Origin of the sequence: Rhizobium leguminosarum (genome assembly GCF_004123835.1) — a bacterium.
In the GTDB taxonomy this organism is placed as follows: domain Bacteria; phylum Pseudomonadota; class Alphaproteobacteria; order Rhizobiales; family Rhizobiaceae; genus Rhizobium; species Rhizobium leguminosarum_M.
The window spans coordinates 1,173,636-1,196,574 of record NZ_MZMU01000003.1; the positions used below are offsets into that span (position 1 = coordinate 1,173,636).

The following is a 22,939-nucleotide window of genomic DNA, read 5'->3' on the forward strand; positions in this document are numbered from 1 at the left end:
GGCGATCGAAGGCGGCGTGCTGCTGGGTTCGAGACGGGCGCGGCATTGGGCACCGTTTTGGTGAAGACCGTCGTCTGCTGATTCTTGGATTTGGCCGACGGATCGAAAAGGCCGCCGATGCCGTAATAGTTGCGAATATTGCTAGAGATTTCCATAAAAACTCTCCCCGAAAACCGGGGAGAGAATGGCGCGGTAAACCTGCACAGAGCTTGCGGGAAGCTTCGCGTCATGGCAACGTATAGGCGATCACATAATCACCGGGCTTGGTGCCGACCGAGCCGTGTCCGCCGGCGACCATGACGACATATTGCTTGTTGTCATCAGTCGTATAGGTCATCGGCGTCGCCTGGCCGCCGGCGGGAAGCCGCGCCTGCCAGAGCTCTCGGCCGTTCGTCACGTCATAGGCGCGCAGGTAGTTGTCGACCCTTGGTCAGCATCGGCCCGCCGATGCCGGGCACGCCCACTTTGAAGGGCAGGGGCAATGGCGTCATGTCGTGCACGGTGCCATTCTTGTGCATATAGGCGATCTTGCTGGTACGCAGGTCGACGCCGGCAACATAGCCCCATGGCGGCGCCTGGCAAGGGATTTGGAGTAGCCCGAGGAAGGGACCCATGAAGACGCCGTAGGGCGCGCCGTCATTGCGGTTCAGCCCTTGTTCGCTGCCCTTCTCGTCCTGGCCTCTCGGCGGAATATCGGCGGCCGGCACTAGGCGCGAGGTGAAAGCGAGATAGGTCGGCATGCCGAACATGATCTGCCGCTCCGGATCCACCGCCACCGAGCCCCAGTTGAAGGTGCCGAAATTGCCGGGATAGACGATCGTCCCTTTAAGCGAAGGCGGCGTATAACGGCCCTCATAGTGGTAGCGGTGGAAGTCGATGCGGCAGGCGAGCTGGTCGAACAGCGACACGCCCCACATGTCCTTTTCCTTAAGCGGCTCGGGCGAGAAGGTGAGGTCCGAGATCGGCTGCGTCGGCGAGGTGTGATCGCCGGAGACTGCGCCACCCGGCGCCGGGATTTCCTTGACCGGTATGATCGGCTCGCCGCTGCGCCGGTCGAGCACATAGATATCGCCCTGCTTGGTCGGGCCGACGAGGGCGGGAACCACGGTGCCGTCCTGCTTCGTCAGGTCGATCAGCGCCGGCTGGGCCGGCACGTCCATGTCCCAGAGATCGTGATGCACCGTCTGGCGCACCCAGCGTAGCTGGCCGGTGGCGATATCGAGCGCGACGATCGAGGAGGAGAATTTCTCGACATTGTCGCTGCGGTTGATGCCGAGCTGGTCGGGCACCTGGTTGCCGAGCGGGAGGTAGACCATGCCGAGCGCCTCGTCGACGCTGAAAACCGACCAACTGTTCGGCGAGTTGGTCGTATAGGTCTGGCCGGCGGCGATCGGCGTCGTCACGTCGGGATTGCCGGAATCCCAGTTCCAGATCAGCGCGCCGGTGTTGATGTCAAAGGCGCGGATGACGCCGGATTGTTCCTCAGTCGAATAATTGTCGTTCACCGCCCCGCCGATGATGATCTTGCCCGCCACCGCGACCGGCGGCGAAGTGGAATAATAATAGCCGGCCGGGTTGTAGCGCATGCCTGTTTCCAAGTGCAGCACGCCCTGATCGGCAAAGCTGGTGCAGACCTTCCCGTCCGCGGCATCGAGCGCGATCAGCCGGGCGTCGGAGGTCGGCAGGTAGACGCGCTCGGCGCAGGGCTGGCCGGCGGCAACGGTAGGATCGGCATAATAGGTCACGCCGCGGCAGGTCTGATGCTGCCGGTCGGGGTTCATGCCGGAATTGGCGTCGTATTTCCATTTCTCCTTGCCGGTCTTGGCGTCGAGCGCGATCGCCCAGTTATGCGGCGTGCAGAGATAGAGCGTGTCCTTCACCTTGAGCGGCGTCACCTGATAGGTCGTCTCGCTGATATCCTCCGGCCGTTTGACGTCGCCGGTCTGGTATCGCCACGCTTCCTTGAGGGTGGAGACGTTCTCGGCGGTGATCTGGTCGAGTGGCGAATAGCGCTGGCCGAAGGGCGTGCGGCCATATTGATGCCATTCGCCATCCGGCACGCTGCCGCCGAAGGCGGGTTTGGCGGCGACCGTATCCTTGGGCAGCTCGCCGGCGAGATCATGCGGGTCAGTCGTCATCGAATAAAGGGCGACGAGGATGGCGAGGATGACAGGCACGGCGAGCGGCCAGGGGTTCGCGGCGTAGGTGATGCCCGTCGGGCTGCGCAGGCCGAGCGGCCGACGGATCCATGGCGTCAGCAGCCAGAGCCCGAGCAGGATGATCATGCCGCCGCGCGGGCCGAGCTGCCACCAGTCGAAGCCGACCTCCCAAATCGCCCAGGCGAGCGCTGCGACGACGAGCACCGCATAGACCCAGAGCGCCACCGCCTTGCGCATCAGCAGCAGCCCGGCGGTAATCAGGAACATCAGCCCGGCGAACAGATAGAAGACGCTGCCGCCGAGCGTGACGAGCCAGAGCCCGCCGCCGCCGAGAGTGAGCCCGATGATGATGAAGAAGATGGAGGTGACGATGATCGCCATAAGGCTGTCTCCCGCTGAGGTTAGCCGGGGTGAGGGATCGGCGGAAAAGTCCCGCCGATCAGCCAGATAGCGCGAAGGAGATGCCTTTCAACGGCCACAATTGCCGCAGGGTGTCATGATGTTAGGGCGCACCGAACTGGGCCTGATGCTGGTCGCGGGGGGGATGGGCGACGCCCGTCACGTTCCGCAGAAGGTCGCCAGCACCCGTTCCTCCGGCTTCGGCGGTTGCAGATAGGCGGCAAAACCCGGCTGGTCCTCATAGGGTTTCGAAAGAACGCTCAGCAGCGCCTCGAACAGCGAAAAATCGCCGTTCTCGACAGCAGCCTCGATCGCCTGTTCGACCCGGTGATTGCGCGGAATGAAGGCCGGATTGACGCTGCGCATGGCAGTGGCGCGCTCGGTGGCCGTCTGTGCATCGCGTGACAGCCGCTCGCGCCACTGTGTAAGCCACGCGCCGCAGGCATCCGGCTCGCGGAAACTTGCCGCAAATTCAGGCTCTGCGGCATCATCGCCGGCAAGATCCGACAGCCGCCGGAAGGCCAGGGTGAAATCGGCACCCTGCGCCTGCATCAGCGACAGCAGCGACTGCACCAGGTCGAGATCGCCGTCCTCTTGCCCGGCAAGCCCGATCTTTTCGCGCATGCCGGCCAGCCAATGCGCCTGGAACCGTTCGCCGTAACTCTTTATCACCGCGTTGGCTTTGTCGACCGCGCTGTCGGGCTCGGCGTCGATCAGCGGCAGCAGCGTTTCGCCGAGCCTTGCGAGGTTCCATTGGCCGATGCCGGGCTGGTTGGCATAGGCGTAACGCCCATGCTGGTCGATCGACGAAAAGACGGTCGCCGGATCATAGGTATCCATGAAGGCGCAGGGGCCGAAGTCGATCGTCTCGCCAGAGACGGTCATATTGTCCGTGTTCATCACGCCGTGGATGAAACCGACATGCAGCCAGCGGGCAATCAGCGCCGCCTGGCGTTCGGAGACCGCTTCGAAAAGCGCGAGATAGGGGTTCTCGGCCTCTTTCAATGCGGGGTAGTGCCGGTCGATCACATAGTCGGTCAGAGCCCGCACGCCATCGGTGTCGCCCCTGGCCGCGAAGTACTGGAACGTGCCGACGCGGATATGGCTGGCCGCGACGCGGGTGAAGACCGCGCCCGGCAGCACCTCTTCGCGATAGACCGGCTCGCCTGTCGTCACCGCCGCCAGCGCCCGCGTGGCCGGAATGCCGAGCGCAAACATCGCCTCGCTGATGATATATTCGCGCAAGACCGGCCCGATTGCCGCCCGCCCATCGCCGCGGCGCGAAAAAGGCGTTGGCCCGGCGCCCTTCAGCTGGATGTCGTAGCGTTTGCCGCTGCGGTCGATGACCTCGCCGAGAAGGATCGCCCGCCCGTCACCGAGCTGCGGCGAGAAGCCGCCGAACTGATGCCCGGCATAGGCCATCGCCAGCGGTTCGGCCCCTTCGGGTACGAGATTGCCGGAAAAGATCGCCGCGCCGTCGCGGCGCAAGGCCTCGACGTCGAGCCCAAGCTCGGCAGCGAGCGGCTCGTTGAGCTTGATCAGCCAGGGCTCCGCCACTGCGGTCGGCGCTTGCGCCGCAAAGAAGCGCTGCGGCAAGCCGACATAGCTGTTATCGAACGGAAAGGCCGCGCCGGGCCGGTTTTTCTGCAGGGCGGAGGTCATGGTTCATAGGTAGGGCTAGGATGCATGCCGCGCAAGCCGGGGGATGAAGACCTTCACGAAGAACAGACCCATGCAAGGAATCGTGATCTGCCTTTACCTCTCGTCAAAGCAGCTTTGCCATAAACGACATAGCGCCGCCATGAACGCGGGCGTATAGCAAATCGTCTCCCCTTGGCTTTGCGCCATGTCATCCCCCGCGGCCCTGCTGCCTTGTGTGCTCCGCCGCGCCACCGCGAGTGATCCCGGACGATGTCGGATCAGATCTACCAGGCGCCGATGGTTCGGCGCGCCGCGCCCAATTTCCGGGTGATCGCGATGATTGTCGCGAGTGCGATGCTGATGGAAAACATCGATGCGACCGTGCTTGCGACCGCGCTGCCCACCATGGCGCGCGATTTTGGCGTCGGCGCCCCGGCCATGTCGATCGCCCTGACCTCCTATCTCTTGAGCCTTGCGATCTTCATTCCGGCAAGCGGCCGGATGGCCGACAGTTTCGGCTCCCGCACCGTTTTCCGCTCGGCCATCGCCGTCTTCGTCGCCGGCTCCATCCTCTGTGCGCTCGCGCCGACGCTGTCCTTCCTGGTGCTGGCACGGCTGCTGCAGGGCATCGGCGGCGCGATGATGATGCCGGTCGGGCGCCTGGTGCTGATGCGCAGCGTCGACCGCAAGGATATGGTCAGCGCCATGTCCTGGCTGCTCGTGCCGGCGCTGATCGGCCCGATCGTCGGCCCGCCGCTCGGCGGCTTCATCGTCACCTATCTCGACTGGCGCTGGATCTTTTATATCAACGTGCCGATCGGCATCATCGGCATGATCTTCGTCTCGATCTACATCGACGAGGTGAAGGGCAAGGCAAGCGGTCCGTTTGATACGATCGGCTTCATCCTCTCGGGCATCTCGCTCGGCTCGCTGCTCTTCGGTTTCGAAATGTCGAGCCATGAAGGCGAGGGCGCCTTCTCGATTTTCCTGATCGCGCTCGGCCTGCTTTTCGGCATCGCCTATCTCAAGCATGCCCGCAAGCATCCGTCGCCGATCATGGATTTCTCGCTGATGAAGGTGCCGAGCTTCGGCACGTCGGTCATCGCCGGTTCGCTGACCCGCATCACGCAAGGGGCGCAGCCCTTCCTCCTGCCGCTGCTCTTCCAGATCGGCTTCGGCCTGTCTGCGGCTGCGGCCGGCCAGATCATTATCGCGACCGCGCTTGGCGCTCTCGCCATGAAGCCGATGGCAAAGTTTGTCTTCCGCCGGCTGGGTTTCCGCAGGAGCCTCGTCCTCAACGGCATCCTCGGTACGATCGGCTATGGCCTCTGTGCTGCCTTCCGGCCGGATTGGCCGATGCCGCTGATCTTCGTCGTCCTGGTGCTCAGCGCCTTCTTCCTGTCGTTCCAGTTCACCGCCTATAACACCATTGCCTATGACGAGATCGACAAGGAGCAGATGAGCTCGGCCACAAGCTTCTACACCACCTTCCAGCAACTGATGCTGTCGCTCGGCATCTGCATCGGCGCCTTGGCGCTGCACGGCTCCATGGCCTTCAACGGTGCCGAAACGCCGGCTCTTGGCGATTTCTCGGCCGCCTTCATCGTCGTCACGATCATCTCGATTACCGCGACCTTCTGGAACCTGCGTTTCTCACCGACCGCCGGCGAGGAGATCAGCGGCTACAAGGCCAAGCGGACGAAAGGCGCCGCCAAAGGCTGACGCCGCCTTTCCCTTCGTCAGAAGCCGACCGGCTCCGGCAGCCGCCTGCGCCGCAAGGGCCGGCCCTCGCGCCGGTCCGCCTCGAGCCCGTAGGTCATCGGGCCGTCGAAGCTCCCGAAGGCGAGATCACTATCCTGCAGCGCCACCTCCACGGTCGCCTCAGGCCCAGTGCGCCTTTGCCGTCCCGTGATCGCAAGCCACAGATCGTGCCAGCGGTGCTCACGCATCATCGCGCCCCCAATCGTCATTCTCTCCTCCCTCTCAGGTCGTTACGCCGCCTGCGGCAGGCATGCCTCGCAAATCGCCGCGACATGGCGGTGGTCGGTGCCGCAGCAGCCGCCAAGCACGCTGAGCGCTGGCATGCGGTCGATGAGCTTGCGGTAGCGGCGGCCGAGATCTTCGGGATCGCCGGCATCCAGCGTCTCGCTGTTGTCGAGCTGCTCATGACTCATGGTCGAGGCATTGGCGCGGATGCCGGATATACGCTTCACCCAGGCGCTTCCAGGATTGAGCGCGGCTTCGAAATGTGTCGGATGGGCACAGTTGATCATGTAATAGGCCGGCGCTCCGCCGGTCGCCGCATCCGTCGTCTCGATGGCCTCCTGAATGCTCCGGCCCGTCACCAGCCGGCCATCCGTCTCCAGCGTGAAGGAGATGGCCGAGGGCATGCCGAGCGCCTGTGCCGCCCGCGCCACGCCGATCGCCTCGTCGATATTGGTCAGCGTGAAGGCGCTCACCATGTCGGCTTCCGTGCCGGCGAAAGCCCCGATCTGGAAGGCGTGGTAGTCTTCCGCTTCGGCCGCATCCATGAAGCCTGCCTTGTAGCCGTCGCCGCGCGGGCCGATCGCGCCGCTGATGACGATCGGCTGCTCCGGCCGCTCATAGGCGCTGCGCAAGCCGACGAGCAGGTCGACGGCCTCCTCGTTGACTGCCTTCAGGGCTTCGCTGGTATAGCCGAGCTTCTGCCCCCAGTCCGGATTGGCCCGCCATGTGGCGGTGTCGAGCACGAAGCCCGTGCCGTGCCGCCGTGCGATATCGAGATAACGGCGATAGTAATTCCGCATGCGCTGCCGCCCGTCTTCGGAAGCCAGTAATATGAAGGCGGCGAAATGCGGAAGCTCGATCCCTTCCTGGAAGATCATCGTCGTTTCCATGCCGCCATCACTAATGAAGGTGCCGCCTTTGAGCTGCGGCAAACCGTGTCTGTACTTTGCCATTGTTGAAGCCTCTCCCTCGCAGCACCCGATTGGCTGCCGTCGATGAGTGATGTTCTGGCGCTTAATTCGCTGCCAAACTAGGCGACTTGCGGTATACTGCCGGCGGTTTTGGATTTTGCGGATTGATATCAATCGCTTGCTTCAACCGATCCTGCCGGGGGCGGAGGCAGGTCTGATCGTGCAACACTGAAAACTGTACCGCCGGTACAGGAGGGGACATGCGAAAGGGCGAGGAAACGCGGACCCGCATCCTCGATGTGGCCGAAGCGGCCGTCTTGCAAAAGGGTTTCGGCGGCACCTCCATCGAGGAGCTGATCGCCGAGACCGGCATCACCAAGAGCGGCTTCTTCTATCATTTCAGGGACAAGAACGAGCTCGCCAAGGCACTGCTCAACCGCTACATCGAAAATGACGAGCGTATTTACGACGAGATCTTCAGCCGCGCGCGCGAGCTGACCGGCGATCCGCTGCAATCCTTCCTGCTCGGCCTGAAGCTGCTTTCCGAACTGCTCTCCGACCTGCCGAACGGCCATCCCGGCTGCCTCGTGGCGACCGTCTGCTATTACGAGCGGCTGTTCGACCGGGAGATACAGGAGACCAACCGGAATGCGGTGCTTGCCTGGCGGCGGCGTTTCGGCCGCATGCTCCGGGAGATCATGGAGGTCTATCCGCCGCGCGAACCCGTCGACGTCGACCAACTCGCCGACATGGTGTCCTCCGTCCTGGAAGGCGGCATCGTTTTGTCGAAGACGCTGAAGGAACCGAACACGCTGGCCGAGCAGGTGTTGATGCTCCGCACTTTCGTGAAGATGCTCTTCCTGCCGGTGGCGGAGATGCCGAGGGCTTAGCCGGCGCTTAGTCCTTGGTTTCCAGCGCCGCAGCCATTTCCGCGAGCTTGCGCACGGTGTTGAGGTTGCGCGACGTCCCCGGTTTCAGCGCCGGCAGTTTCAGCTTCGAGCGGCCAGGACCATTGGGATAATGCACATAGATTTCCCGGCCGGCGAGCTTGGCCTCCTCGCCGTCGGGGGCCACCATTTTTTCCAGCGCATCGCCGGGCGGCTTTTCGGGCAGGAAATAGACGAGCAGGAAGTTCGGCTTGGCCTTGGGAAAGGGTGCGTCGGCGGCAATCGCATCGAGTTCCTTGCGGCTGCGCACCATCACGCCTGGCCGCTTGCCCATCTTCTTGCCGAGCGCCTCGTCGAGCCGCTCCTCCACCGTCTTTTCCGCTTCGTCCGAACGGAAAAGCACGTTGCCGCTCTGGATGTAGGTTTTCACGTCGGAAAAGCCGAGGCCTTCGCAGATCGCCTTCAGCTCGGCCATCGGCAACGCGCCGGTGCCGCCGACATTGACGGCGCGAAGGAGGGCGATATAGACGGGCATTTTCTTTCTCCCTTTGCCGCGGTGGGTGCCACACGGCACGCCCGATCGAACCCCTCACATCTTCCCCGCCACCTTGATCGCAAACGCATACTCGAACGCGATCTCTTCCAGCCGCTGGAAGCGGCCGGAGGCGCCGCCGTGGCCGGCGTCCATGTTGGTCTTGAGCAGGATCGGCGCATCGCCCGTCGTCTTGTCGCGCAGCTTCGCCACCCACTTGGCCGGCTCCCAATAGGTGACGCGCGGGTCGGTCAGGCCGCCGAGCGCCAGGATCGGCGGGTAGGCTTTTGCGTCGACATTGTCATAGGGCGAGTAGGATGCGATCTGCTCGTATTCTTGCCTGCTGTCAATCGGGTTGCCCCATTCCGGCCATTCCGGCGGGGTGAGCGGCAAAGTGTCGTCGAGCATGGTGTTGAGCACGTCGACGAAGGGAACGGCGGCGATGAGGCCGGCGAACTTCTCCGGCGCCATGTTGGCGACCGCACCCATCAGCATGCCACCGGCCGATCCGCCCTCGGCGATGATCTTCGCGTAAGAGGTGAACTTCTGTTGATTCAGATAGTCGGCGGCTGCGACGAAGTCCTTGAAGGTATTCGTCTTCTTGTCCATCTTGCCGTCTTCGTACCAGGAAAAACCCTTGTCCTTGCCGCCACGAATATGGGCGATGGCATAGACGAAGCCGCGGTCGGCGAGAGACAGGCAATTGGTGTTGAAGCCGGCCGGAATGGTGATGCCGTAGGCGCCATAGCCATAGAGCAGGCAGGGCGCGCTGCCGTCGAGTGGGGTATCCCTGCGATAGAGCAGGGTGACCGGCACCTTCTCGCCATCCCATGCCGGCGCAAAGACGCGGCGGGTGACGTAGTCGTCGGGATTGTGGCCGGACGGCACCTCCTGCGTCTTCAACAGCGTGCGCTCGCGCGTCACCATGTTGTAGTCGTAGAGCTGCGACGGTGTCGTCATCGAGGAATAGGAGAAGCGGATGATATCCGTGTCATATTCCGCCGCGCCCTGTAGCCCCAGTGAATAGGCTTCCTCGGCAAAGGCGATCGCATGTTCCTCGCCGGTCTTGCGGTCGCGGATCATGATCTGCGGCAGCCCGTCCTTGCGCTCCAGCCACAGAAGATGGCGGGCATAGGCCATGTGGCTGATAATAAGCGTGCCGGGTTTGTGGGCGACCACTTCGCGCCAGTTTTCCTTCACCGGATTGTCGACCGGCGCTTCCATGATCTTGAAATCCTTGGCGTCGCCGTCATTGGTGAGAATGTAGAAGACGTCGCCGCCCTCGGCCAGCGAATATTCGATGCCTTCCTCGCGCGCCGCCACCAGCTTCGGCTCGGCTGTGAGGTCCTTGGTCGACAGCAGCCGGTATTCGCTGGTCTCGTGGTCGTGAATGTCGATATAGATGAAATCGTCGAGCAGCGAGCCGCCGACGCCCATGAAGAAGCCGGCATCCGCTTCCTCATAGACCAGCCGGTCTTCCGACTGCGGCTGGCCGAGAATATGGTGGAACACCTTCGACGGCCGGTGGTTCTCGTCGAGCGCCGAATAGAAGAAGCTCTTGCCGTCAGGCGCCCAGACGCCGCCGCCGCCGGTATTTTCGATCCGGTCGACCAGGTCTTGCCCTGTCTGGAGGTCGCGCACCTGCAGCGTGAAGAATTCCGAGCCCTTGTCGTCATAGCCCCAGATGCCGCGGCTGTGGTCGCTGGTATGGTCGAGGCCGGCGAGGCGGAAATAGGCTTTGCCGGCCGCCTCCTTGTCACCGTCGAGCAGCACCGTGCGGATCGCCTGATCAGCGACATTGCCGTCGCGGGCGATGCGGAAAAAGCGCGGCTGTTCGCCGCCGGTCACATAGAATGTGCCGTAGGCATAGGCGCCGTCCTTCATCGGCACCGAGCTATCGTCTTCCTTGATGCGGCCGCGCATTTCGGCAAACAGCACCTTCTGCAGAGGCTTGGTGTCCTCCATCGCCGCGTTCATATAGGTGTTTTCGGCTTCGAGGTGGCGGCGGATCTCAGGATCGAGGATCGACGGATCCTTGAACATCGCCTGCCAGTTGTCGGCGCGCAGCCAGGCATAGTCGTCCGTGCGGGTGATGCCGTGGCGCGTATCGGAGATCGGCTTCTTCGGTGCGGCAGGCGGTGTCGGCAGGCTCTTGAAAACGGACAAGGTATGGCTCCGGGTCGGAATGTCGGGTTGGCAAGAGATAGAGGCGCGCCGCCGCCGGATCAAGCGGCAAGGGTGCGGCAAGGCCGCGGATGACCTTCCACAGACAAGGAGGACGCCCGGCCCACCTTGCCTTGATGTCACCACAATATTTAAGAAAGTCCGCTATCTCAGTGAATTTGCACGTGCCAAGCTCCCGGCAAGCTGTCGGCGGTAGGGTGAAAATTGCAAACAGTAAGGGATTTCTCCGCAATGCCGAAACGTCTGGTCCTGTTTCTATCCCTCGCAAGCCTTGCAGCCCCCGCCTTTGCCGTCGATCCCGCCATCAAGAAACAGCTGGAAAAACTCGATCCCTCGACCCGCCTGGAACAGAGCTGCGATACCGAGGCGATGAGCCGCATCAACAAGGACAGCACCGGCTTCAAGCCCGACAAGGTGATCGCCTATACCTTCAAGGACCCGATCCCCGGCGACAATTCGCTGGACGCGCCGGGTGCCGTCTTCCGCAGCAAGGGCGACTGGTACCATCTCTCCTACAATTGCATCACCGGTCCGCAGCATATCAACGTGCGCGAACTCAATTACGAGATCGGCGAGAAGGTGCCGCGCGAGAAGTGGAACAAGTATTATCTCTATGATTGATACGGCCTGTCCGTCCAAGCGGCTGCGGTGACATCCGGCCGCATGGCGCCGGGGGAGAGCCGCCGCTAAAATCGGCAGTTCGAATCATAGAAACCCAATATATGAACCGCATCCTGATCGCTTCCGCGTTCCTTCTCGTCAGTATCTCGGCTGCATTCGCCGACGAAATCCCGTCCGCGCCGCCGGCCACGGCTGTGGTCAGTCCGGCCCCGAAGGCGCCGGCGCCAAAGCTAGTCGAGCCGCATCTGCATATCCCCCGTTCCAATGTCGTCGGCCACGCTCGCGTTGCGCTGACCTTCGATGCCTGCATGGGCCAGGCGGACGAGCGCATCCTTTCGACGCTGGTGCGTGAACGCATCCCGGCAACGATCTTCGTCACCGCCCGCTGGCTGAAGCGCAATCCCGCTGCGGTCGCCGTGTTCCTGCAGAATCCCGATCTCTTCGAACTCGAAAATCATGGCCAGAACCATATTCCGGCCGTCGACACGCCGACGCTGATCTATGGCATCGCGTCCGCCGGCTCGCCGCAGGCGGTGCGGCAGGAGGTCGAAGGCGGCGCTGCCGCCATGGTCGCGGCCGGCATCCCGGCGCCGCACTGGTTCCGGGGTTCGACCGCCAAATATGATCTTTCCGCCATCGGCGAGATCCGCGCCATGGGCTATCGCATTGCCGGTTATTCGGTGAACGGCGACGGCGGCTCGCTGCTCGGGGCTGTCATAACCGAAAAGCGCATCGCCTCGGCCAAGGACGGCGACGTCGTCATCTCCCACGTCAACCAGCCGACCCATGCGGCCGGCGAGGGGGTGGCCAAGGCGCTGGTCGATCTGAAGGCCAAGGGCACGCAATTCGTTCGCCTCGAGGATGTCGAGGATACCGGCGACGACAAGACGACGGAGTGATTCTGCGGCTGAAGGAATGCCGTGGGGGACACCCCTCTGCTCTGCCGGGCATCTCCCCCACAGGTGGGGAGATCACAAGTGGCCTGAGCTTCCTGCCGATCTACTGTTTCGTCGTGCTGGACGCTCATTGTTTGGGGAAGCCGGTGCGCCTCGCCGATCTCCCCACCTGTGGGGGAGATGCCCGGCAGGGTACAGGAGGCGGCCACGGCACGACAGTCAATGTGGGACCTTACCTCAGCTCCTTCCCGGCCCGCACCACATCCTCTCCAAAACGGCGCAAACCCGGTCCGTCGCGGTCGAGCGCGAAATCCTCGAACCAGTCGCGATGCATGCCGGCCAGCATGGCGCCGATCATCTGCGCGGCGAGGTAGGAAAAGGTAATGCCGTTGCCGCCGTAGCCATAGGCTGCGAACACATGCGGCGTCTCCGGCACCGGGCCGATCAGCGGCAGACCGTCGACGGTCTCGCCGAAAGTGCCGCACCAGGCGTGTTCCACCCGCGTATCCGCCTTCGGCCACAGCCGTTTCATCTTCTCCTGGATTGCCATGGTCTTGGCCGGCAGCTTCCGATCCCGTACCTCGGCATCCGTGGTATCGTCATCCTCGCCGCCGGCGACGATGCGATTGTCCGCCGTCGTGCGCATGTAGAGATAGGGGTGGCTGTCCTCCCAGATCAACGCCCTGTCGCGCCAGAAATTTGCCGGGTCCTGCGTCACGGTGGCAAGCGCCCAGCTTGAACTCGAGCGGTGCAACTTCGGCATGTCGAGACCCGGCATCGAATAGCCGGTCGCAAGCACCACATGCCGCGCCTCGATGACGTGGCCTCCATCGGTCTCCGCCGTGACGTGATCGCCTTCGCTGTGAAGCGCCGTCACGGAAGCGTTGACCAGCCGCGCGCCGCGCCGGATAGCCATCTCCAGCAGCGCCCAGGTCAGAAGCAACGGATCACACTCCGCCGAACCCGGCGAATAGATCGCACCATCCCGGTCGAGTTCGAATTGTGTGAAGAGATCGGGATGTTCGAGATAGACACCGGGCAGGCCCGCCCGGCGACGAAGCTGGCGCTCCTCCAGCAGGTCGCGCGCGCCTTCGCGACCGTCGGCCAGATAGAGCGTATTGCGCGACCGGAAGCCGCAGGCGATCTCGTTTGCGCCGATCAGCTTGGAAAGGCCGGCGACCGCGGCACCACTGCGGCGGTAGATGCCGGCCGCGCGCTCGAAGCCGTAATAGTCCTCAAGCTCGGTGAGCGTGCTGTCGATTTCCCATTGCAGCATCGCCGTGCTCGCTGCGGTGCTGCCGAAACCGGGCTCCTCCCGGTCGATGACAACAACGGAAAAACCGCGGGCCGTCAAATGTTCGGCAACCAATGCGCCGGTAATGCCGCCGCCGATCACGGCGACGTCGGTGGAAAAGCTCTGCTCGATCGGCCGCCATGCGGGCCGTATGCCGCTTTTTCCCCACAGAGAACGGCCGCTGACCATCTGGTCGTGATCGGATTCGTTGAGGTCGAGATCAGCTGCCACGAACGTCTCCCCGGTTGATCATTTCGGCAATTGCGGCTGCGGCTTTTCTTCGATCAGCAATTCGTCGATAATAGTCATGACGATCAGCGAAAGCGGCAGCGCCAGCATCGCGCCGACGGCGCCCCACATCCATGTCCAGAACAGGATGGCGAGGAAGACCACGAAGGGATTGATTTCCAGCCGCCGCCCCATCACCGCCGGGAAGATCAGGTTCTCCATGAGGAGATGTACTGTGAAGAAGGCTGCGGCCGGCATCAGGCCGATGAGGATGCCATCATGGGTCAGGATGCCGGCGACCGCGACGGCAAGCGTCATCAGCGTGATGCCGAGATAAGGGATGAAGCTCGACAGGAAGGCGAAGAAGCCCCAGAGCACCGGGGCCGACAGCCCGCCGGCATAGGCGATGACAGTCATGACCACGCCGAGCCCGACATAGATCAGCGAGGCGGTGGCGAAATAAAAGCCGAGCACCTGCTCGACGGCATTGATGACACGGATTGCCGCCAGGCGTTGGGTGCGGGTGCGGAAGGTCATGATGATCGTCTTGCGCAGGTTGACCCGACCAGCCAGGAAGAACAGCAGCGCCGCAAAGAAGATCATCCCCTGCACCAGCGCCGGCGTCAGGCTACTGGTCACCACGTGCAGCACGTTGCCGGTGTTTTCGAGCAGCGCACCGATCGACATCGACCCGCTTTCGAATGTCGCCGGCGTGATATGCAGCCATTTGATGCGCTCCATATAAGGCATCAGGCGGTCTATGGTTCGTTCGGCGAATGCCGGACCCTCATTGGCAAGTGTCATCAGCGGGTCGGCGAGCGAGTTGATCAGCAGGAAGATCACCAGCGCCACGCTGCTTGACAGCATGAAGGCATTGGCAAGCCGCGGCACGCCCATCTTGCCGAGCTTTTCTGCCGCCATGCCGAGGATCATGCCGACGACGACGGCAAGCGTGATCGGGATGAGGATCAGCGACATCATGTAGACGGCGGCAAGGAAGAGAATGCCGAAGATGCCGATGATCGCCCAGGCCATGCTGACATCGAGCCCGTCCTTTTCCAGACGGTGCAGCGGCGCCGGCGGCGGCAGTTCTTCCGCAGCTTCCTTCAGCGACTGTGCCCAGGCGCTGGTGTGGCGTTCGCCGATCGCGATCTTCTTTGCTTGTTTGCGGATACCATTGGCGATGCCCATGCGGTGAGGTCCCCGAAGCCCCATTGCTTCCTCACGGAAACGCGCCGATAGGGTTCCGGTTCCCTAAGGGACCGACGGTCTGTTAAGGCGCATCCGGCATGTCTTGCGCCGATGGCATCGCCCGCATGGCGTGAGCGTCTTCAACCCGCTATGGCTACCCGCAGCAACCTGGAAATTACGCCGAAAGCGTCAGGCCGATGCCCCAGGGATCCCTGAGGAATACGCCGCCATCGCGCTTCTCGCTTTTGATCTCCAGCGCATCGAGCTTGGAGACCGCCTTATCCAGTGTCGCCTTGTCGTTGAAACGGATCTTGTAGTCCGAAAGTCCGGTCATATTGCCGGCGCGTGCCATGGCGCCGCGGCTGTTCCAGATATTGGCGCCGAGATGGTGGTGGTAGCCGCCGCTCGCAAAGAAGCTCGCGCCCGGATAACGCGCCATCAGCTTGAGGCCGAGGACGTCACGGTAGAAGGCATCGGCCTGCGGGATGTCGCCGACCTGCAGATGCAGGTGGCCGATCGCCGTCCCCGCAGCCATGCCGTCCCAGCGCTCATCAGGCGCGCTGTTGTAGAGCGCCTGCAGGTCGAGGCGCAGCGTCGCCATCTCCACTATGCCATCCTGGTGGAATTTCCATTGTTCGTGTGGCCGGTCGGCATAGATCTCGATGCCGTTGCCTTCGGGGTCGGAAAGATAGATCGCTTCGCTGACGAGATGGTCCGAGGCGCCGTCGAGCGCGACGTTATTCTGTGCCGCATGGCGCAGCCAGCGTGCGAGCTCCGTCCGGTCCGGCATCAGGAAGGCGGTGTGGAAAAGGCCGGCGGCATTGCGCGGCGCGATGGTCGCATCTTTTGCGGTCGTCAGCGTCAGCAAAGGCAGGTCGCCGACACCCAGCACTTCACCGCTCGCCGTCTTCTCGATCACCTTCAGGCCGAGCATCGATTGGTAGAAGCCGGAAACCAGACCGAGGTCGGTCACGACCAGATGCGACTGGTCGATATAGGCGGGCCGCGTCAGCGCATAGGAAGTTTCGGTCGTCATGGCTTGTTCTCCTGCCTCTGAATTGGCCCGTAAGATAGAAGGCGTACCGGCGGTAGCGGCAAACATGCCGCCCGTGGCAAGCCCGAGGAAGTTTCGCCGGTTCATTCTCTGAGGTCCCCTCGGTTGCCGTACTGATCCCTATATGGCGCATTCCGATTGTTCACAGAAGATCCGTTTTTGAGGATGAAGCGTTGAGCAGGTGTTGACGATGACTTGTGTCCACTTGATCGCGGTCAATGCGTTCATATCTTCTTTAGAGGAAGCTTATGCATCGCAGTCATGGAGGGAAGCCATGTACAGGAAGATCATCGTAGCGATCGCGCTCGGCGGCATCGACAAGGGAGAAAAGATCCTCCGCAAGGCTGCGTCCTTGCTCGATGACGGCGGTGAGATCATCGCGCTCAACGTCATCGAAGATGTGCCGAGTTATGTCGCGATCGAACTGCCGGCCAATATGGTCGAGGACGCCATGAAGGACAGCCGCGAGCAGCTGCAAGCGCTGGTCGCCGCAGCCGGTGTTGCGGCAACTGTCGAGATCCGCAACGGCCCGCCCGCCAAAGCGATCATCTCGGCCGCCGAAAGCCACGGCGCCGACCTGATTATTGTCGCCTCGCACGTTCCCGACTTTTCCAACTACTTCATCGGCGCCACCGCCGATCGGGTCGTGCGCCATGCCAAATGCTCGGTGCTGGTCGACCGGCAGAAGGTTTGAGTTTGACCCTGCTGCCTGTCACGAAGATTTACCGCCCGTGCGCTTTGCCGCAGTTGCGCGCCCGTCCGTTCGATGCGACGATTGCAATCGGGTATGAAACGGATTGGCGTGCATGGGCGAGTTCAACGGCATTCGCTGGGCTTATGATAGATACGAATTGATCGCCGACGGTATCGTCCATGGCGTCGGCCTCGTGCTGGCGCTGATCGGGGCCACCGTCCTGATTTTCTACGCGACGGTCTGGAGTTCCTACGGCGCGCTCGCCGCCGCCTGGATCTATGGCGTCGGGCTGGTGCTGACGCTTGCCATTTCCTTTTCCTACAACGCCTGGCCGGTCTCGCGCACGAAATGGTACCTGCGCCGTTTCGATCATTCGGCGATCTTCCTGCTGATAGCCGCCACCTACACGCCCTTCCTCGAACGCGGCGCCGACGATCCGCTGCTGTTGTTCATGCTGGTCGCGATCTGGCTGTTCGCCGCCGTCGGCATTGTCTTGAAATGCGTCTTTCCCGGGCGTTACGACCGTCTTGCCATCCTGCTTTATCTCGCCATGGGCTGGAGCGGCGTGCTGGTGGCCGAGCCAGTCGCCTCGCGCATTCCCGCCGCCTCGATGCTGCTGATCGTCATCGGCGGCGTCATCTATTCACTCGGGGTCATCTTCCATGTTTGGGAGAAGCTGCGCTTCCAGAACGCCATCTGGCACGGTTTCGTCGTCACCGCCGCGGCCGTGCATTATTCGGCCGTCTTCACCTGTTTCAGCCTGTCGGCGCCGGGCCTCTGAACGACGGCCGTGCTAGAAGCCGTTCCTATTTCGCATCCGCCGTTTACATCCTTCGAGGCGGGGCGTATGCCACCCCGGCATTAAATTCGAACCGGGCAATCATGACAGACGCTGTCCTCCTCCGCGACGCCACCGAAGCCGATCTTTCCGCCATCCGCGATATCTACAATCACGCCGTCGAGCACACGACGGCGATCTGGAATGACACGCTGGTCGATCTCGAAAATCGGCTGGAATGGTTCAGGGCGCGGAAGGCGCGTGGCTTTCCCGTCATCGTCGCCGAAATGTCGGGCAAGGTCGCAGGCTACGCCTCCTTTGGCGATTGGCGGCCCTTCGACGGCTACCGCCACACGGTCGAGCATTCCGTCTATGTCGACAAGGATTGCCGGGGTGCAGGCATCGGCGAGCGCCTGATGCGGGAACTGATCGCGCGTGCTGCGGCCGGCAATATCCATGTGATGATTGCCGGCATCGAGGCGGAGAACACCGCCTCGATCAGGCTGCACGAAAAGCTCGGCTTCCGCATCGCCGGCAGATTTTCCGAGGTCGGCACCAAATTCGGCCGCTGGCTGGACCTCATCTGCATGGAGCTTCGCCTGCCAGGCAAGGCGGATTGATCCACCTGCCAGGAAAAGCCGGACAGCAATCCATTGTGAACGGCGCTCGCCATCTTTTTATTGTAGTCTGAGCTGTGTAAGAAAATGGAAGGCTGCTTCGCGAAAGGCGGCCTGAAAGCGTCATCTAAGCGTCATGGGGGTGAACTGTTCAATGGCAATGCACGGATCGTCGCTCGGTCTCCTTGCCCTCGTCCTTTTGGTATTTCCGCCGGTTGCCGCTCAGGCCGCCGATTGCGGCAGCCTGGCCTCGCCGAAGCTCGACTGGCAGGAATGCACCAAGAAGAACCTGATGTTGCAGGGCAGTGATCTCGAAGGCGCCAATCTCGTCGGCACCGATTTCTCGCTGACCGACCTCGCCGGTGCCAATGTCAAATCCGCCAATCTGGAGAAAGCGACGCTGGTGCGCGCCTCGCTGGAGGGCGCACACGCCGAGGGCGCCAACTTCGCCAAGATCGAGGCCTATCGCTCCAGCTTCGCCAATATCATCGCCGAAGGCGCGTCCTTTGCCGGCGCCGAGCTGCAGCGCGCCAATTTTGCCGGTGCCCGGCTTGCCGGCGCAAGCTTCGAAAAGGCCGAGCTCGGCCGCGCCGATTTCGACAAGGCGGTGCTGACGGCGGCGAAATTCTCTTTCGCCAATCTCTCCCGTGCCGATCTCTCCGGCGCCACTTTCGAAACAACGCCGATGTTCGACCGCGCCTTCATGTTCCTGACCCGCATCGAAGGCCTTGATCTCTCGGCCGCAACCGGGCTCGAACAGGCGCAGATCGACCTTGCCTGCGGCGATGCCTCGACCAAGCTGCCGGCCGGCCTCTCCGCACCGACGACCTGGCCCTGTCCCGCCGATCACGAGTGATCAGGCGGGTCTGAAACGCTCTATGTTCGGTCCGTGATGTAGAGGTAGAATTCCATCATGCCGCCATCAGGGCTGCCGGCCTTGGCGAATGTTTCCCGCCGCCGATGCACCCGCTCCGCAACGCGCTGCGAAGGAATGTTGTCGGGCCTGACGATGGAGACGATGCGCGCAAGGCCAAGGGTGTGAAGCGCGTGGTCCCGGCAGGCGGCCGCCGCCTCGGCCGCATAGCCCTTGCCCCAATGGTCGCGCCACAGATGGTAGCCGATCTCGGGTTCCAGCCCGGCGGACGTTTCCTGCAGCGTGATGCCGCAATCGCCGAGCAATGCGCCGCTCTGCCGGTCCGTCACCGCCCAGAGGCCGAAGCCGTGACTGGCATAACTGTCGAAGGCGAGCCTTTGAAACCAGCGCGCGGTTTCGTCGAAACTCTTTATCCCGGGGTAATAGCGCATGGACTCGGCATCGCCGAAAATGCGGTGAAGAAACGGCAGGTCGGCAGGGGTGATCTCCCGCAGCGTCAGCCGGTCGGTCTTCAGGATATCGCGCGCCATCGGCCTTCTCTCGAGATCATCGATCCATCGATAGTGTGAACGACAGGGAAAGTCAGCGACCCATCGCATCGGATGAGCCGCTTCGATTGCGGGGTCGCTTATTTCCCGGGCTCGAACACCATGGAGTGGCCGTTGATGCAGTAGCGCAGGCCGGTCGGCGGCGGGCCGTCGGGAAAGACGTGGCCGAGATGGGCGTCACAGCTGCCGCAGCGGATTTCGGTGCGCACCATGCCGTGGGTCGTGTCGCGATGCTCGATCACCGCTTCGGGCGATACCGGTTCGAAATAGCTCGGCCAGCCGCAGCCGGCATCGAATTTCGTGTCGGAGCGGAAAAGCGGCGCATTACAGCCGACGCAGCGGTAAAGCCCCGTCTCGAAGGAATCCCAGTAGGGGCCGGTGAAGGCGCGTTCGGTGCCGTGCTGGCGCGTGATGCGGTATTGCTCGGGGGTGAGCTGCTCTTTCCATTCGGCGTCGGTCTTGTGGATCTTGGCGGTCGTCGCAGTTTCGGACATGAGGTGCTCCTTTCGCCGAGGGCGGGTTCCGTTTCGCGAGAAAATGTGGTGCGCCGCGTTCAGTTCATCAAGTCTCCAGCGCCGCGCCATGAGATTGGCCGCATACCCAATTAGGGGAAGAGGCTTGCTTTTACATCCGTTAGGGGTTTTCTGTTAGGGTTAATGTTGCGTGCATTGGAGAATCACTGGTGTTTGAAACAGCAATCGTCCTGCTCTACGGCCTGGTGGCCGTGGCAGCCATGGCGGTCACACTGTTGGAAGGCTGGGCCAACCATGACGGCTTGACGCTCCATCGTCTCGCCGGGCTCCTCGCTTGCCTGCTCTGGCCGCTGACGCTTGTGGTCTTCATCCTCCACGGTTGCATCGCCCGGCTGCTGACCTGTCTTTCCAGATCGACGGCCTGATCGACTTCTAACATCGCCATGCCGTGCGGCCTGCGGCCGAAATCACTTGAGACGCTCCCCCGTTTCGCCTAAGCCAGAAGACAGGCCGGTTTTCTCCGGCTTTCGTCTGTTGCCTTTACAGCACCGCGCGCCTTGTCGGACCTGCAAAGGACTGTAACATTTTGAATTATGCAGTAGAGGAGGGGACATGGCCGATGTCACGGCTCTGACATTTCTGGCCCTGTGCCTGCCGCTCGTCGGCGCTCTTGCTGCCCCCTTCGTCATCCGCATCTTCGGCGCAAACGGTGCCTGGCTCCTGGCGATCGCTCCCTTGCTCGCCTTCCTGCATTTCCTGCGTTTCATTCCCACGATCGCGCGCGGCGAGGTCGTCACCGGCGGCTATTCCTGGGTGCCGAGCTATCATCTCTCTTTCTCCTGGTTCCTCGATGGCCTGTCGCTGGCTTTCGCCCTGCTGATCACCGGCATCGGCACCATGATCGTGCTTTATGCCGGCGGCTACCTCAAAGGACACAAGGATCAGGGCCGCTTCTTCTCCTTCATCTTCCTCTTCATGGGCGCGATGCTCGGCGTCGTCGTTTCCGACAGTTTCCTGATGCTCTTCGTCTTCTGGGAACTGACGTCGATCACGTCCTTCCTGCTGATCGGCTTCGATCACGAGCGTGAGGCGGCTCGCCGCGCCGCCCTGCAGGCGCTTGTTGTGACCGGCGGGGGAGGGCTCTGCCTGTTGGCCGGCCTGCTGATGCTTTGGAACATTTCAGGCGTCACTGAGATGTCGCGGCTCATGGGGGCAGGCGATGTCGTGCGCGAAAGCCCGTTCTATCTCGCAGCCCTGATCCTGGTCCTGGGCGGCGCCTTCACCAAGTCGGCGCAGTTTCCCTTTCATTTCTGGCTGCCGAACGCCATGGAGGCGCCGACGCCGGTTTCGGCCTATCTGCATTCGGCCACCATGGTGAAGGCAGGCGTCTATCTGCTGATGCGGCTCAATCCCGTCATGGGGGCAACCCCTGCCTGGGAAATCCTTCTGCCCTTCTTCGGCGGGCTGACGCTGGTGGTCGGCACCGCGCTTGCGATCCGCCAGACCGACCTGAAGCTCAAGCTCGCCTATACCACCGTCTCCTCGCTCGGCCTGCTCGTCATGCTGATCGGCTTCGGCTCTGACTATGCGGTGGAGGCGGCGGCGCTCTATCTGGTGGCGCATTCCCTCTTCAAGGGCGCGCTCTTCATGGTCGCCGGCATCATCGATCATGAGACCGGCACGCGCGATATTACCAGGCTCAGTGGCCTGATGCGGGCGATGCCGCTCACCTGGATCATCGCGCTTGCGGCGGCCTTCTCGATGGCCGGCCTGCCGCCCTTCTTCGGCTTTCTCGCCAAGGAGGAGATCTATACAGCATTCATCGGCGGCGATGTCCGCACGATTACTTTCACCGCCATCACTGTCTTCGGCAATGCGCTGATGTTTGCCGTCGCCTTCGCCGTGGCGCTGAAACCCTTCCTCGGCCGGCCGGTGGAGACGCCGAAACCGCCGCACGAAGCCCCCGTCCTGCTTTGGCTCGGCCCGGCCGTTCTTGCTGTCCTTGGCCTGCTCGCCGCGATCTTTTCAGGCTTTACCCATACCGTCCTGTCCTCGCCGATCGCATCCGCCATCCGCCAGACACCCGTCGACATCGACATTTCGCTGACGCCGCATATCGGCCTGCCCTTGGCGCTCTCCGCCCTGACCGTGCTGCTCGGCATCGGCGTCTACTGGCAGCTCGCGCGCGCCCGTTTCCTGATGGCCGTCTTCCTGCGCGCGGCCGGACCTGGGCCGGACCATGGCTTTGATGTCGCTATATCGGGCCTTGTCCGCTTTTCCGGCCGCGTCATGCGTGTGCTCCAGCCGGGGCGGCTGGAGATCTATGTCACCTGCACCTTCCTCTGCGTTGCCGCCATCCTCATCGTCCCGCTCGTCGTCTATGGCGAACTGCCGAGCCTTCCGGCCTGGCCGGCCGATGTCAGGCTGCATGAATGGGCGGTCTTCCTGATCGCCGCCTTCGGCCTTGCCGCCGTGCTCGCCGCCCGCGACCGGCTGACGGCGATCGTCTCGCTCGGCATCCAGGGCTTCGCCGTCGCCATCATCTTCCTGTTGTTTGGCGCGCCGGATCTGTCCTTCACCCAGTTCATGGTCGAAACCCTTTCGGTGGTGATCCTTGCCCTGGTCATGACCAGGCTCCGTCTCTCGCCCGACGATCAGCGGCCGCTCGGCCGCAAGCTCTTCGACGGCGCGCTGGCGCTTGCCTGCGGCCTCGGCTTCACGCTTCTGCTGATGCGGGCGACGCAGGCGCCGTTCAACGACGCACTGACGGCCTTCTTCAACGCCTATTCAAAATCGATCGCCCACGGCGCCAATGTCGTCAACGTCATCATCGTCGATTTCCGCGGCACCGACACGCTCGGCGAAATCGCCGTCGTTGCGGTCACCGGCCTTGCCATCCTGGCGCTGATCCGCATTCGCGCCGGCAGCGAGCGCAAGCTTGCCGCCAATGATCCCGCGGCGGAGGGCTGATC

At 62.8% G+C, this 22,939-nt stretch carries 20 protein-coding genes and 1 pseudogene; 10 read left to right on the forward strand and 11 right to left on the reverse strand.

Annotated features, from left to right (window positions below; genetic code table 11):
- Positions 1-226 precede the first annotated feature (226 nt).
- Positions 227-2,540, reverse strand: a pseudogene (locus B5P46_RS09625) (glucose/quinate/shikimate family membrane-bound PQQ-dependent dehydrogenase).
- A 177-nt stretch (positions 2,541-2,717) separates the two neighbouring features.
- Positions 2,718-4,220: a protein adenylyltransferase SelO gene (locus B5P46_RS09630; RefSeq protein WP_129418459.1), complete on the reverse strand. Its 1,503-nt coding sequence runs from the start codon at positions 4,218-4,220 to the stop codon at positions 2,718-2,720.
- A 249-nt stretch (positions 4,221-4,469) separates the two neighbouring features.
- Here B5P46_RS09630 and B5P46_RS09635 point away from each other — a divergent pair, with 249 nt between their 5' ends.
- Positions 4,470-5,921 (forward strand): MFS transporter, encoded by a 1,452-nt coding sequence (locus B5P46_RS09635; RefSeq protein ID WP_129418460.1) that lies wholly within the window; start codon positions 4,470-4,472, stop codon positions 5,919-5,921.
- A 17-nt stretch (positions 5,922-5,938) separates the two neighbouring features.
- On the opposite strand, the gene B5P46_RS09640 is transcribed toward B5P46_RS09635, so the two are convergent.
- Positions 5,939-6,169, reverse strand: coding sequence for a hypothetical protein (locus B5P46_RS09640; protein ID WP_129418461.1), 231 nt, complete (start codon positions 6,167-6,169; stop codon positions 5,939-5,941).
- Positions 6,170-6,190: 21 nt separating this feature from the next.
- Positions 6,191-7,138 (reverse strand): homocysteine S-methyltransferase family protein, encoded by a 948-nt coding sequence (locus B5P46_RS09645; RefSeq protein WP_129418462.1) that lies wholly within the window; start codon positions 7,136-7,138, stop codon positions 6,191-6,193.
- Between the two features lie 218 nt (positions 7,139-7,356).
- Here B5P46_RS09645 and B5P46_RS09650 point away from each other — a divergent pair, with 218 nt between their 5' ends.
- Entirely contained in the window at positions 7,357-7,986 is a 630-nt protein-coding gene (locus B5P46_RS09650; protein WP_003546585.1) for a TetR/AcrR family transcriptional regulator, read from the forward strand.
- A gap of 7 nt (positions 7,987-7,993) precedes the next feature.
- Here the strand turns inward: B5P46_RS09650 and B5P46_RS09655 are convergent, their stop codons facing one another.
- Positions 7,994-8,518: a DUF1697 domain-containing protein gene (locus B5P46_RS09655; RefSeq protein ID WP_129418463.1), complete on the reverse strand. Its 525-nt coding sequence runs from the start codon at positions 8,516-8,518 to the stop codon at positions 7,994-7,996.
- Between the two features lie 54 nt (positions 8,519-8,572).
- Complete coding sequence (locus B5P46_RS09660; protein WP_129418464.1) at positions 8,573-10,681, reverse strand: S9 family peptidase; 2,109 nt, start codon at positions 10,679-10,681, stop codon at positions 8,573-8,575.
- A gap of 249 nt (positions 10,682-10,930) precedes the next feature.
- Between B5P46_RS09660 and B5P46_RS09665 the strand changes: the two genes are divergently transcribed.
- Complete coding sequence (locus B5P46_RS09665; protein WP_003546591.1) at positions 10,931-11,320, forward strand: DUF930 domain-containing protein; 390 nt, start codon at positions 10,931-10,933, stop codon at positions 11,318-11,320.
- Positions 11,321-11,421: 101 nt separating this feature from the next.
- Positions 11,422-12,219: a polysaccharide deacetylase family protein gene (locus tag B5P46_RS09670; RefSeq protein ID WP_129418465.1), complete on the forward strand. Its 798-nt coding sequence runs from the start codon at positions 11,422-11,424 to the stop codon at positions 12,217-12,219.
- A 229-nt stretch (positions 12,220-12,448) separates the two neighbouring features.
- Here the strand turns inward: B5P46_RS09670 and B5P46_RS09680 are convergent, their stop codons facing one another.
- From B5P46_RS09680 to B5P46_RS09690, 3 genes are all read right to left on the reverse strand, one after another.
- On the reverse strand, positions 12,449-13,741 hold the full coding sequence (locus B5P46_RS09680; protein WP_129418466.1) for an NAD(P)/FAD-dependent oxidoreductase: 1,293 nt from the start codon (positions 13,739-13,741) through the stop codon (positions 12,449-12,451).
- Between the two features lie 18 nt (positions 13,742-13,759).
- Complete coding sequence (locus B5P46_RS09685; protein WP_129418467.1) at positions 13,760-14,929, reverse strand: AI-2E family transporter; 1,170 nt, start codon at positions 14,927-14,929, stop codon at positions 13,760-13,762.
- Between the two features lie 175 nt (positions 14,930-15,104).
- Entirely contained in the window at positions 15,105-16,070 is a 966-nt protein-coding gene (locus B5P46_RS09690; protein WP_206735326.1) for a VOC family protein, read from the reverse strand.
- Between the two features lie 187 nt (positions 16,071-16,257).
- On the opposite strand from B5P46_RS09690, the gene B5P46_RS09695 reads away from it, so the two are divergent.
- The 4 genes from B5P46_RS09695 (at position 16,258) to B5P46_RS09710 (ending at position 18,928) form a co-directional block, all read left to right on the forward strand.
- A complete protein-coding gene (locus B5P46_RS09695) occupies positions 16,258-16,677 on the forward strand; it encodes a universal stress protein (RefSeq protein WP_129418469.1) in 420 nt (139 codons plus the stop codon).
- A 112-nt stretch (positions 16,678-16,789) separates the two neighbouring features.
- Positions 16,790-17,458: a PAQR family membrane homeostasis protein TrhA gene (gene trhA / locus B5P46_RS09700; protein WP_129418470.1), complete on the forward strand. Its 669-nt coding sequence runs from the start codon at positions 16,790-16,792 to the stop codon at positions 17,456-17,458.
- A gap of 101 nt (positions 17,459-17,559) precedes the next feature.
- A complete protein-coding gene (locus B5P46_RS09705; RefSeq protein WP_129418471.1) occupies positions 17,560-18,075 on the forward strand; it encodes a GNAT family N-acetyltransferase in 516 nt (171 codons plus the stop codon).
- A 151-nt stretch (positions 18,076-18,226) separates the two neighbouring features.
- Positions 18,227-18,928 carry a pentapeptide repeat-containing protein gene (locus B5P46_RS09710; protein WP_129418472.1) on the forward strand — a complete coding sequence of 234 codons (702 nt, stop codon included), beginning with the start codon at positions 18,227-18,229 and terminating at the stop codon, positions 18,926-18,928.
- Positions 18,929-18,948: 20 nt separating this feature from the next.
- Here B5P46_RS09710 and B5P46_RS09715 read toward each other — a convergent pair whose 3' ends face one another.
- Both B5P46_RS09715 and msrB read right to left on the reverse strand, forming a co-directional pair.
- Positions 18,949-19,476, reverse strand: coding sequence for a GNAT family N-acetyltransferase (locus B5P46_RS09715; RefSeq protein ID WP_129418473.1), 528 nt, complete (start codon positions 19,474-19,476; stop codon positions 18,949-18,951).
- A 98-nt stretch (positions 19,477-19,574) separates the two neighbouring features.
- Positions 19,575-19,988, reverse strand: coding sequence for a peptide-methionine (R)-S-oxide reductase MsrB (gene msrB / locus B5P46_RS09720; protein WP_129418474.1), 414 nt, complete (start codon positions 19,986-19,988; stop codon positions 19,575-19,577).
- 188 nt (positions 19,989-20,176) lie between these two features.
- Between msrB and B5P46_RS09725 the strand changes: the two genes are divergently transcribed.
- Both B5P46_RS09725 and B5P46_RS09730 read left to right on the forward strand, forming a co-directional pair.
- A complete protein-coding gene (locus tag B5P46_RS09725; RefSeq protein WP_129418475.1) occupies positions 20,177-20,392 on the forward strand; it encodes a hypothetical protein in 216 nt (71 codons plus the stop codon).
- Between the two features lie 187 nt (positions 20,393-20,579).
- The gene (locus tag B5P46_RS09730; RefSeq protein WP_129418476.1) at positions 20,580-22,937 is read left to right on the forward strand and encodes a putative monovalent cation/H+ antiporter subunit A; all 2,358 of its coding nucleotides are present in this window, start codon (positions 20,580-20,582) and stop codon (positions 22,935-22,937) included.
- The last annotated feature ends 2 nt before the right edge of the window (positions 22,938-22,939 follow it).